Raw genomic sequence first — 11,429 nt, 5'->3', positions numbered from 1 at the left:
GTTCGGTTCCAGTCAAAGAGCTCTCGCGAGAAGCTCTCGGCTTCGCTCGAGCGGGTCCTTCGAGGCACTCGGACTGCGTCCTCGTTCCTCAGGACGAACGGGTATTGCAGAGAAGAGTATTTGGGCAATTATCTCACCCCCGCCGCCAAGCGAAATAGCGCTCCGCGATGCCGAGCAGTTTTTCCGGCTTGTTCGCGCGTTTCCAGTTACCCGCAGCGAACTTGTTGGCCTCAGCGAGCGTCGGGTAGGCGTGAACCGTTCCCAGGATTTTCTCGAGCCCGATCTTCTGCTTCATCGCAAGTGTATATTCGGCGATCAGCTCGCCGGCATTGGCGCCGACGATGGTTGCCCCCAGGATTGTGTCCTTGCCCGGCACCGTCAGCACCTTGACGAAGCCGCGGGTCTCGCTCTCGGCAATCGCGCGGTCGCTCTCCTCGATATCGTAGCGGGTGACTTCGTATTCCGTCCCCGCATCCGCGGCTTCCTGTTCGTTCATGCCGACGCGGGCGAATTCCGGGTCGAGGAAGGTGACCGCCGGGATGACGCGGTAGTCGGCCTTGAACGTACGGAACTGGCCGAACAGCGCGTTGACGGTCGCGTACCAGGCCTGGTGGCTGGCGGTGTGGGTGAACTGGAAGGGGCCGGCGACGTCGCCTGCCACGAAGATGTTGGGGTATTTGGTCGCGAGCGTTTCGTCGTGGGTGATGGTTTTGGCGGTGTCGATGCCGAGGCTGTCCAAGCCATAGCCCTCCAGCCGCGCCTTGCGACCCAGGGCGACAATCAGCGTATCGAAGGCGAAGCGAACCTCCCCGGCCTCGCTCGTCGCGACGACTTCGCCGTTCTCGACGCGCACCGCTTCGTGCCCGGTCTTGAGGTCGACGCCCGCATCGCGCAGGGTTTGGGCGGCTAGATCGGACACCTCCTCGTCCTCGCGCCCAAGTACACCTGCCGAGCGTTCGAGCTGCGTCACGTGCGAGCCAAGCCGCGACAGAGCCTGCGAAATTTCGCAGCCGATCGGCCCGCCGCCCAGCACGACGACACGGCGCGGCGCTTTCTCCATCCCGGCGAATGCGTCCCACATCGTGTCGCTTGTGAGATAGCCCGATCCCTGCAACCCTTCGATATCGGGCACAAGGGGTTCGGCGCCGCTGGCGATGACGATGCCGCGCGCGGTCAGGCGATTCGTGCCGCCTTCGTTCAGCGCGACTTCGACCGTCCATGGGTCGATCAGCTTGGCATACCCCTCGATCACGTGGACGCCGAGCCCTTCGTAGCGCTCGACGCTGTCATGAGGTTCGATGGTTTCGATCGCGCCGAGCACGCGCTGCATCACCCTGTCGAACGGTATTTCGGGCTCGACCGGGGTTAGTCCGTAGCGATCGGCATGCCGCATGGTGCTCGCGACCTTGGCGCTCTTGATGAGCGCCTTGGACGGAACGCAGCCGGTATTGAGGCAGTCGCCGCCCATTTTATTCGCCTCGATAAGCGTGACGCCCGCTTTCACCTGCGCGGCGATATAGGCCGAAACCAGACCCGCCGAGCCGGCGCCGATCACGATCAGGTTGCGATCGAAGCTCTTGGGCTTGTCATAGCCTGCGTAGACGCGGCGGCGGCGGATGATGCCGACGATGAACTTGGCGATCCAGGGGACGAGGGCCAGCAGCACGAAGCTGCCGATCAGCGCCGGCGAAAGCAGCCCTGCCGTGCTGTCGATCTGCGCCAGTTGGGTGCCCGCGTTGACGTAGACGATGGTGCCCAGAAGCATCCCGATCTGGCTGACCCAGGCAAAGGTCCAGGTGCGGATCCGCGTCAGCCCCATTACGAGATTGATGACGAAGAACGGAATGATCGGGATCATCCGCAAGGTGAAGAGATAGAACGCGCCGTCGCGCTCGAGCCCCTTGTTGATCGACTTCAACCGCTCGCCGAAACGTTTTTCGATCGGCTCTCGCAGGAGATAGCGCGAGGCCAGAAAAGCAAGCGTTGCGCCGATGGTCGAGGCGAAGGAGACGAGAATCGTCCCCGTGACGAGGCCGAATAAGGCCCCTGCGGCCAGGGTCAGGATCGCCGCACCGGGGAGCGAGGCCGCGGTCACCGCGACATAGATCGCGAAAAAGGCGCCCAGCACCAGCGCGGGCCGTTCCTCATAGTAGGTGCGGGCTTCGTCCGAGACGCGCTTGATCCCCTCGAGCGTCAAATAGTCGCCGAGGTCGAAGACGAAATAGGCGGTGACGAGTGCGGCCAGCGCGGCGATGATAAGAATTTTCTTCAAGAGGGCCCCCTTTTCCATTCTATACGGCGGCGGACCTCAGGAAGTTACCGATGTCCCGGCGAGCCGGGCGTATTTGGATATGAAGCGACTGTCGATTGCATGTTTGAGCCGCGCAACCCATCGGCCCTGCGCCGCGAACGGGCCATAGCTCGCGATCGCGCCGCCGTCGCCGGTCGATAGCAGATAGAGGTTGTTCCAGCGCGGGCGATAGACCGAATGCGGATTTTCTCCCGCCGCCGCCGCTCGCAAATTTCGGGCGAGCACGGGGCCAGCGAAAACGGCATGAACGCCGGAATGCGGCACTTCGCGATCGCTTCGCGCGGCGACATCGCCGGCGGCGAAGATATGCGGATGGGAGGGCGATCGTTGGAACCGGTCGACCAAGATGAAACCCTCTCCGTCGGTCGCCAGACTGCTTTCGCCGGGCCAGTCGGGCGCCGCGCTGCCGAGGGCGGCGACGATCAGGTCGACCGGTTCGAGGTCGCATGCCCCGGCCATCAGCCGACCCTCTTCCAGCCGCGCATCCTCGGCGATTGTCTCGATCCCCTGCGCTGTCAGCTTCCGTCTCGCTCGGCGTCTGACCGCGCTCGACATTTCGGGCAGCAAACCATCGCTGCCGGTGACGAACACGATCTCGGGACGTGGGTCAGCGTCCTGCCAGTTGCGCAGCGCGAAGGCGAGCTCGGTCCCCCCGGCCCCGCCACCGATTACCGCGATCCGTTTTTGCGGGCCAAGCGCCGCCAGCTGCCGGGCAAAGGCTTCGATCGGGCGAATATCGACGAGCCTCCGGTCATCGCCCAGCACGCCGCGCGCGCGTCCGATGCCCCCCGTATTGATCGAAGCGATATCGAATTCGAGTGCCTGCCCTCCCCCGGTGCGCAGGCGAAATGCATCGGGTTCGAGCCCGGTGCAGCGGCCAAGCACGAACTGCGCCCCCGCCCGCTCGGCCAAACCTCCCACATCGATGAGGCCCGCATCGCGATCGTATTGTCCCGCGATCCAGCCCGGCACCATTCCGGAATAACGCAAGTTCCGGTTTGGGGTCAGCAGGGTCGCGCGTTGCGCGGGCAGTCCGTGCCGGATCCAGTCGGCCAGTACCGCGACATGGGCGTGGCCACCGCCGATCAGAACGATATGCTTTGACTTTCGCGGCATCGTGCGCCGACCCATCAGCTATCGCTTGGCCGATGTCGATAGTGTTGAAATGTGCAGCTGCAATGGGTAATTGGAACAGGAGAACGGACACACTCGTTCGGTGCGCCCGGTAGGGATGACGGCACTGCATCCCCGATCGGGCGGAAGGAAAATCATGGCCGCTGGCGAGCCGGGCAAAGGGTCCCAGATATCCCTACGAAAATTCTTCCGGGTTTTCTTTTCGATCCTAAAGCCCGAAGCTAGTTTCTATTGGTTGGCGGCCGCTTACGGGATCGGTCTGAGCCTGCTATCGCTCGCGACACCTCTGTCGGTGCAAATGCTGGTCAATACCGTCGCCAATACGGCGATGACAGCGCCGCTGGTCGTGCTTTCGCTGACATTGTTCGGGCTCCTGATCCTGTATGGGTTGCTCTATGCCTTGAGGGTGCATCTCATGGAGCTGTTCGCCCGTCGCTTCTATGCAAGAATGGTGGCAGAGATCTCGCTTCTTTCGGTTTATGCGCAAGATCCGTTTTTCGCCGATCGTAAATCTTCGGCGCTGTTCAACCGCTATTTCGATGTCATCATCGTACAGACGTCCGTGCCGATCCTGTTCATAAGCTTTTTTTCGGTGGTGCTTCAGGTCGCCGTCGGTTTCGTCCTGGTCTCGCTTTACCACCCGCTCTTTCTCGTCTTTACGCTGGTAATGTCGGGGCTGATCTGGATCATCTGGCTGATTTGGGGCGCTCGCGCGATCCGCACCGGCATCGATCTAAGCCATGCCAAGCATGAGACCGCGGACTGGCTCGAGACGATCGGCGGCTCCAACGGCTTCTTTAAGTCGCAGCGGCGGGTCGACTACGCGCTCAAGCGGACCGACGATTACACCCAGGACTGGCTGACCGAGCGCAAGAGTCATTTTCGGCAGCATTTCGCGCAAACGCTCGCCTTCCTGCTGCTATATGCCGGAGCGAGCGCAGTCTTGCTCGGTCTGGGCGGCTGGCTGGTCATCCAGGAACAGCTCACCCTGGGGCAGCTCGTTGCGGCCGAACTTGTCCTGTCGGTGGCGTTCTTCGGCGTGGCTCAGTTCGGCACCTACCTCACCTATTTCTACGATCTCGTCGCAGCGATCGAGGAGATCTCGCTGTTCTACGAAGTGGAGCAGGAGACGCCGACGGGTGCTAAACCTCTCAGCGGAACCGATCACTCGCTCGTCTTTTGGGACGCGATCGGGCAGGCGCGCGACAAATCCGCCCAGTTCAATCTGGAAATCCCGAGCGGTGCCATCATCATGGCGTCGGCCAGCAATCACGGCGTGCAGCGGCTGTTCACATCCATGTTGAAGATGCACGTGATCCCCAAATCGGGTTTCGTGACGATGGGCGGGGTCGATTTCCAGGACATCGAAGCCTATAATCTGCGCAAGGATGTCCACGTTCTGGAGCGATCGACCTTCGTCGGTATGACGATCCGCGAATATCTCAGCCTTTCCTGTCCCAATACCGCCAGCAAGCGAATGATGGGCGCGCTGGAAACGGTCGGTCTGATCGATACGATCTCGAGCCTGGAAAAGGGCCTCGACACTCCGGTCGCCTACACCGGCTGGCCTTTGTCTGCGGTCGAATTGCAGCAGCTCAAACTCGCCAATGCGCTGCTCGAACAGCCGCGTATTCTGGTGCTGAGCCAGCTTTTCGACCTTGTCGACGAGCACCATCTCGCGAGCGCCGTCAACGAGCTGCGCGAACAGGCTTATTCGACCGTGATCTATTTCTCCGGTCGCCGCACCGATCTTGGCTTCGACCGGTTTCTCTATATCGAGCCGGAGCGTCAGCGCTCTTTCGACGATTTCGAGGATTTCCGACACGCGACCGACGAGGATCATCTGCGACCGCACCGCCCGGACCGTATTTCACAATCGTCCGACGTACAGCGCGGCACTGCCGAGCGTTCGCCGCTCGAGGCGGAGGAATAGAGCATGGCGACGACTCAGTCCGACATGGACCATTTCACCGCGCTCAAGAGCGTCCGGACTCCGCGCATCTTTCGCACGGTATTTGTTGGCTTGATGGTCGCGATCGTTATCGCGATCCTTTTTCTGATCTACGTCCCCTGGGTGCAGACGACCGGCGGCCAGGGCACGGTCACGACACTCAATCCCAACGAGCGCCAGCAGGAAATCAACGCGCTGGTGCCCGGCCGGATCGAGGAATGGTATGTCGCCGATGGCAGCCAGGTCGAGCAGGGCGATCCGATTGCGCGCATTGCGGATATCGACCCCAATCTGCTGGAACGGCTGGAGGCCGAGCGGCGTCAGGTCGAGTTGCAGCTGCAGGCGGCGCGCAGCGCTCTCGCCACCGCGCAGATCGACGTAGGCCGGATGTCCGAACTGTTCGAGGCAGGGCTCTCGGCGCGTCGCGAATTTGAACAGGCGCAGATCCGCGTCGACGAAATGCGCGCCCGTGTTGCCGAAGCCGAAGCCAGCCTCGCGCGGACCGAGACCAACCTTGCGCGCCAGGCGGAACAGACCGTGGTCGCGCCGCGCGACGGCTTTATCCAGTCCATCAATGCCGGCGATGCGGCGACCTTCGTCAGCGCGGGCGACGTACTTGCGACCTTCGTACCGGCCGCTCAGACCCGCGTTGTCGAGGTCTTTATCGATGGGCGCGACGTCGCCCTGGTCCAGGCGGGCGAGGAAGCGCGGATCGAGTTCGAAGGCTGGCCGGCGGTGCAGTTCAGCGGCTGGCCTTCGGTCGCGATCGGCACCTTTCCAGGCGTCGTCGCCACGGTCGATCAGGTCGCGCAGCCCGATGGCCGCTTTCGCGTGCTGATCGCGGAAGATGTCGGCGCCGAGCAGGGCTGGCCGGAGGAACGCTATGCCCGGTTCGGCACCGTGGTGCGCGCGTGGATCCTCCTCGAAACGGTGCCTGTGGGCTACGAGATCTGGCGTCAGCTCAACAACTTCCCGCCGGAGCTTCCAAGTTCGGCCAGCACGGCGGGGCAAGGCGCCTAGGGCGATGCAAGCCGGGTTCGTAATGCGCATATTGGCGGGCCCGGCGCTCGCACTTGCCCTTGCGAGCGGAGAAGCGGCGCGCGCACAGAATATCGAGCCGGTGGGCGAACCGATCGAAGAGGCGCTTGAAACGGGTGTGCTTCTTCCCGGTGAAGTGCTGCGCAGTTCGGCCCTGACCTTCCCCAGCATCCTTGCAAGTTTCGAGCGCGAAGCGGCCGCGCGCGCCGATCAGCTTGCCGCCGACGGCGCCTTCGACTTGATGCTTCAAGGCGAAGCATATGACCGGGTCACTGGCACGTTCTCGGGCGGTTTCGTCGAAGCGGAAGCGCGTCAGCCGCTCGCGCCGATGGGGGCCGAACTCTATTCGAGCTATCACCTCTCGGACGGGCGCTTCCCGATCTACGAGAACATCTACAACACCAACGAATTCGGCGAACTCAAGATCGGCGGCCTGCTGTCGCTACTGCGCGACCGGCGGATCGACGATCGCCGTTTCGAAGTCGAGGACGCGAGGCTGGCGACGGGCCAGGCGCGGCTCGACATCCTGCTGGTGCAGCTGCAGGTTCAGCACGAGGCCTTGCGCGCCTATTGGCGCTGGGTCGCGGCGGGGTATGAGATCCGCGTCTACGAGGAACTGCTCGAGATCGCCGAGGCGCGGGCGGTGGGCCTTGAGCGCCAAGTCCGCCTCGGCGCAGCGCCGCGTATCGCGCTGACCGAGAACGAGCAGAACGTGCTTAGGCGCCGCATTTTACTGACCGAAGCGCAGCGCGACTTCGCCATGGCCGCACGCTCGCTGAGCTATTATCTGCGCGGCGGCGATGGTGAAGTGATCGTGCCGAGCCGTGACCAACTGCCCGAAGATCTGCTCGATAACATACCCGATCTGGCCGCGATCATCGCGCAGCAGACCAACTTCCTTCTCGAACAACGCCCCGAACTCGCCACTTTGCGCATCGCACTCGAACGCGCGCGCAATACGATCGCGCTGCGCGAGAACGACCTCCAGCCGCGGCTCGACGCCTTTGCCGAATTGTCGCGCGATTTCGGGCCGATCGGCGATGGCGGACCAACCTTCGATTCGACCGACACTGTCGTCGGCGTCACCTTCGCCGTCCCGCTCCAGCGCCGCGAAGCGCGTGGGCGATTGCGCCGAGCGGAGGCCGAATTGCGCGAGCTCGAATTGCGCGAGCAGCGGATCGCCGACGAAATCGGGGTGGAGATCGACAATATCCTCACACGCCTCGCCGCCGCACTACGCCTCGCGGATCTGGCGGAGGGCGAGGTGGAACAGGCGGTCACCATGGTCGAGGCCGAACGTCGCCGCTTTCGCCTGGGTGCTGGCGACTTCTTCCTCGTCAACGTGCGCGAGGAAGCGGCGGCCGACGCGCAAATCCGCGAAATCCGCGCCAATCTCAACGGAAGGCTCGCGCAGGCCAGCTACAACGCGGCGACGATGGATCTGGAGGCGCTGGGCCTCGAATAGTCCTAGCGACCTTCGCGTCCGGCAATCAGTTGATCAACCAGCGAAGGATCGGCGAGTGTCGAGGTATCGCCGAGCGAGGCGTAGTCGTTTTCGGCGACTTTTCGCAGGATGCGTCGCATGATCTTGCCGGAGCGGGTTTTGGGCAGGCCGTCGGTGAACTGGATGTGATCGGGCGTGGCGATCGGGCCGATCTCGCGGCGGACATGGGCGCGCAATTCCTGGAGCAGTTGCTCGCCGCCCTCCTCGCCCGCGACCAGGGTGACGTAGCAATAGATGCCCTGGCCCTTCACGTCGTGCGGATAGCCGACCACGGCGGCTTCGGCGACCGTGTCGTGGCTGACCAGCGCGCTTTCGACCTCGGCGGTGCCCATGCGATGGCCCGAGACGTTGATGACGTCGTCGACCCGGCCGGTGATCCAGTAATAGCCGTCCTCATCGCGCTTGCAGCCATCGCCGGTGAAATAAGCGTTCTTGTAGGTCGAGAAATAGGTCTGCACGAAGCGCTCGTGATCGCCGTAGACGCTGCGCGCCTGACCCGGCCAGCTATGGGTGATGACGAGGTTGCCGGAAGTTGCGCCTTCCAGCACCTCGCCCTCATTGTCGACCAGCTGCAGCTGGATGCCGAAGAAGGGCAGCCCCGCGCTGCCCGGCTTCATGTCGTGTGCGCCCGGCAGCGTGGTGATCATGACCCCGCCCGTCTCGGTCTGCCACCAGGTGTCGACGATCGGACAGCTTCTGTCGCTCACCACCTCGAAATACCAGCGCCAGGCTTCCGGGTTGATCGGCTCGCCGACCGATCCCAGCAGCCGCAGCGAGGAACGATCCCGGCTGGTGACGTGATCGTCGCCCTCGCGCATCAGCGCGCGGATCGCGGTCGGCGCGGTGTAGAGGATATTGACCTTGTGCTTGTCGACCACGTCCCACAGGCGGCCATGGTCGGGATAGTTCGGGACGCCTTCGAAGACGAGGCTGGTCGCCCCGTTGATGAGCGGGCCGTAGACGATGTAGCTGTGCCCCGTGACCCAGCCGATATCGGCGGTGCACCAGTAGACCTCGCCCGGTTTATAATCGAAGACGTAGTGAAAGGTGGTCGCGGTCCACACGCCGTAGCCGCCGGTTGTGTGAACGACGCCCTTGGGTTTGCCGGTCGAGCCCGAGGTGTAGAGGATGAACAGCGGGTCTTCGGCCGCCATGTCTTCGCACGGGCACTCGTCATCGCTCGCGACATCGTCCAGCCAGTGGTCGCGGCCCTGCCTCATCGCGATGTCGGCGCCGGTGTGACGGACCACCAGCACGCCCGCGACATCGACCCCGTCATGACCAAGCGCAGCATCGACATTGGCTTTCAGCGGCACGCGCTTTGCGCCGCGCAGTCCTTCGTCGGCGGTGACCACGAAGCGGCTGGCGCAATCCTCGATCCGCCCGGCGAGCGCTTCGGGGCTGAACCCGCCGAACACCACCGAATGCACCGCGCCGATCCGCGCGCAGGCGAGCATGGCGGTGACCCCCTCGACCACCATCGGCATGTAGATCGTAACGCGCTCGCTCTTGGTAACGCCCATCGCCTTCAGCGCGTTCGCCATCGCCACGACCTCGCCGTGCAGCTCGCGATAGGTCAGGCTGCGCCCTTCTCCCTCCGGATCGTCAGGCTCGAAGATGATCGCGGTCTCGTCGCCCAAACGCTCCAGATGGCGATCGACCGCATTGTGGCACAGATTGAGCGTCCCATCGGCGAACCACTTGATGTCCACCGGATCATACGACCACTCGCCGCCCTTCGCAGGCGCCGTAAACCAGTCCAGACGCTCCGCCTGCTCCAGCCAAAACCGATCCGGCGCCTCCACCGAACGACGGTAAAGTTCGGCGTATTGCTCGGGGGTGCAGTGGGTCTCGTGCGCGGTCACGGGCCGCTCGACAAATCCGGTCATGGCGAAACTCTCCCTTTCCATCGCCCGCGACCACCTTGAGCGGCGGACGGCGCACTGTCCATGCTTCAATCGAGCGCGACGAGGTCCTGCGCGCGGTCGATATCGACCAGCCATTCGGGAGGGCAGTCGACGACGCGTCCCTGCATGAGCAGACCGCGCGCGCCGCGATCCCCTTCGAGCCCACTCAGCGCCCTCAAATGCTCCGACCCGAACAGCGCCGGAGGCAATCGCGCTTCGCCTTTCGCGGAGGTGGCGAGGGTCGATGGGCCGTTCCAGTTTTCCAGAAGCGCCCCGAAATGCGCACGCGGCACCAGCGGCATATCGGCAAGCGCGACCAGCAGGCCGTCGAGCTCCGATCCCAGCGCGCGCCGTGCCGCGAGCGCGACCGAGGTTCCCATGCCTTGCGCGGCATTGGGGTTGATCACCGGTTCGAGGCCGAGCGCGCGCCAGCCCGCCTCGCAAGGGTGGCCGGGCGCCGCGACAATTACGAGCGCCTCTGCGAACATTCCTACCGGCAGCGCCCTAGCCGTGTGCAGGCCAAGCTTGTCGCCGCGGAACGGTGCCGCGAGTTTGTCAGCCGCGCCGAAGCGCTGCGAAGAACCCGCCGCCAACAGGGCTGCGCCGATGCGCGGACCGGCACTCATACCACCTTGCCGAAATCGGTTTCGTGATAGGTGCGCACCACTTCGGCCAGCGTCGAAAGCGCCAGCGTCTGCGGATCGCGCGAGGAATGGAACAGGCCGATCGGCGCGCGGATCGTCGCAATCGCCTCCGCACTTACCCCGCGCGCCGTGAGTGCTTCGGTGCGGAATGCGTGAGCTTTGCGGCCGCCCATAGCGCCCAGATAGAAGTGCGGACGATCGAGCGCGGCTGCGATGAGGTCGATCTCCCAGTCGTGATCGTGGAACAACAATATGGTCGCGGTCCACGGATCGCCGCCGAGAAGGTCGGTCTGTCCGGTGCGCTCGATCAGCGCCGCCGGCACGTCGCGCCTGCCGAGACGCCGGGCGATTTCGGCGTCGGGCGTGATCACCCGCGCATCGCAGCCGTAGGTGCGGCCAAGCAGAACCAGCTGCTCCACCGCCGCCCCATGCCCGGCGATCTGTAACAGCGGAGCTGGGAAATATCCGAAGGCAAAGGCGGGACTGTCCGGCTCGAAATGCGGAGGCTGCCAGCACTCCTCATGCGTCAGGCCGCTTTCGCTTGCGACCAGCGAGAACGGTTGGCGCACCGCGATCGATGCCAGCGCCCGTTCCACCGCGTCCCAATGGCGCAGCGGATGAAAAGCGAGGTCGAGCCCCCCACCGCAGGGCAGCTTTATGTCGAGATAGGGCGAGCCCGCGCCAAACCGCACCACGCGCGGCTTGCCCGCCGCCAGAACATCGAACGCCTCGGCAACGACCGCGGCCTCGATGCAGCCGCCCGAGAGCGATCCTTCGTAGCTGCCGTCCTCGGCGATCCCCATGATCGTCCCTGGCGCGCGCATAGAAGACCCCTCGACCGCGCCGACCGCGACGAGCACGCACCGCCCGCCGCCCGCCGCCGCACCATGCAAAAATTCAAGAACTGGGCGTTGATCCATCGGACGTGAGGCGGGCTTGC

At 64.1% G+C, this 11,429-nt stretch carries 8 protein-coding genes; 3 read left to right on the top strand and 5 right to left on the bottom strand.

Features of this window, described 5'->3' with window-relative positions:
* Nucleotides 1-133: 133 nt before the first annotated feature.
* Nucleotides 134-2,272 carry an FAD-dependent oxidoreductase gene (locus tag V2I30_RS14810; RefSeq protein WP_330662956.1) on the bottom strand — a complete coding sequence of 713 codons (2,139 nt, stop codon included), beginning with the start codon at nucleotides 2,270-2,272 and terminating at the stop codon, nucleotides 134-136.
* 36 nt (nucleotides 2,273-2,308) lie between these two features.
* On the bottom strand, nucleotides 2,309-3,442 hold the full coding sequence (locus tag V2I30_RS14805; protein WP_330662955.1) for an FAD-dependent oxidoreductase: 1,134 nt from the start codon (nucleotides 3,440-3,442) through the stop codon (nucleotides 2,309-2,311).
* A 238-nt stretch (nucleotides 3,443-3,680) separates the two neighbouring features.
* Here V2I30_RS14805 and V2I30_RS14800 point away from each other — a divergent pair, with 238 nt between their 5' ends.
* Genes V2I30_RS14800 through V2I30_RS14790 form a run of 3 tightly spaced genes read left to right on the top strand, consistent with a single transcriptional unit; the run spans nucleotide 3,681 to nucleotide 7,899 of the window.
* The gene (locus V2I30_RS14800) at nucleotides 3,681-5,378 is read left to right on the top strand and encodes an ABC transporter transmembrane domain-containing protein (RefSeq protein ID WP_330662954.1); all 1,698 of its coding nucleotides are present in this window, start codon (nucleotides 3,681-3,683) and stop codon (nucleotides 5,376-5,378) included.
* 3 nt (nucleotides 5,379-5,381) lie between these two features.
* On the top strand, nucleotides 5,382-6,416 hold the full coding sequence (locus V2I30_RS14795) for an efflux RND transporter periplasmic adaptor subunit (protein ID WP_330662953.1): 1,035 nt from the start codon (nucleotides 5,382-5,384) through the stop codon (nucleotides 6,414-6,416).
* Between the two features lie 22 nt (nucleotides 6,417-6,438).
* Nucleotides 6,439-7,899 carry a TolC family protein gene (locus V2I30_RS14790; protein WP_330662952.1) on the top strand — a complete coding sequence of 487 codons (1,461 nt, stop codon included), beginning with the start codon at nucleotides 6,439-6,441 and terminating at the stop codon, nucleotides 7,897-7,899.
* Nucleotides 7,900-7,901: 2 nt separating this feature from the next.
* On the opposite strand, the gene acs is transcribed toward V2I30_RS14790, so the two are convergent.
* The 3 genes from acs to V2I30_RS14775 all read right to left on the bottom strand — a co-directional run bounded on the left by acs (nucleotide 7,902) and on the right by V2I30_RS14775 (nucleotide 11,409).
* A complete protein-coding gene (gene acs, locus V2I30_RS14785; protein ID WP_330662951.1) occupies nucleotides 7,902-9,827 on the bottom strand; it encodes an acetate--CoA ligase in 1,926 nt (641 codons plus the stop codon).
* A 65-nt stretch (nucleotides 9,828-9,892) separates the two neighbouring features.
* Nucleotides 9,893-10,471 carry a nucleotidyltransferase family protein gene (locus V2I30_RS14780; protein ID WP_330662950.1) on the bottom strand — a complete coding sequence of 193 codons (579 nt, stop codon included), beginning with the start codon at nucleotides 10,469-10,471 and terminating at the stop codon, nucleotides 9,893-9,895.
* Nucleotides 10,468-11,409, bottom strand: a complete 942-nt coding sequence (locus V2I30_RS14775) for an XdhC family protein (RefSeq protein WP_330662949.1) — start codon at nucleotides 11,407-11,409, stop codon at nucleotides 10,468-10,470. Before V2I30_RS14775 ends, V2I30_RS14780 begins: the two co-directional genes overlap by 4 nt.
* Between the last annotated feature and the right edge of the window lie 20 nt (nucleotides 11,410-11,429).

Origin of the sequence: Erythrobacter sp., assembly GCF_036351135.1 — a bacterium.
In the GTDB taxonomy this organism is placed as follows: domain Bacteria; phylum Pseudomonadota; class Alphaproteobacteria; order Sphingomonadales; family Sphingomonadaceae; genus Erythrobacter.
Note: the sequence above shows the minus strand (reverse complement) of the source record. Positions and strands in the feature narration are given on the sequence as shown.

Excerpts from the sequence above, each read along its gene's own strand:
- V2I30_RS14775 (WP_330662949.1), bottom strand. The coding sequence starts at position 11,409 with ATGGATCAACGCCCAGTTCTTGAATTTTTGCATGGTGCGGCGGCGGGC.
- V2I30_RS14805 (WP_330662955.1), bottom strand. The coding sequence starts at position 3,442 with ATGGGTCGGCGCACGATGCCGCGAAAGTCAAAGCATATCGTTCTGATC.
- V2I30_RS14795 (WP_330662953.1), top strand. The coding sequence starts at position 5,382 with ATGGCGACGACTCAGTCCGACATGGACCATTTCACCGCGCTCAAGAGC.
- V2I30_RS14790 (WP_330662952.1), top strand. The coding sequence starts at position 6,439 with ATGCGCATATTGGCGGGCCCGGCGCTCGCACTTGCCCTTGCGAGCGGA.
- V2I30_RS14780 (WP_330662950.1), bottom strand. The coding sequence starts at position 10,471 with ATGAGTGCCGGTCCGCGCATCGGCGCAGCCCTGTTGGCGGCGGGTTCT.
- acs (WP_330662951.1), bottom strand. The coding sequence starts at position 9,827 with ATGACCGGATTTGTCGAGCGGCCCGTGACCGCGCACGAGACCCACTGC.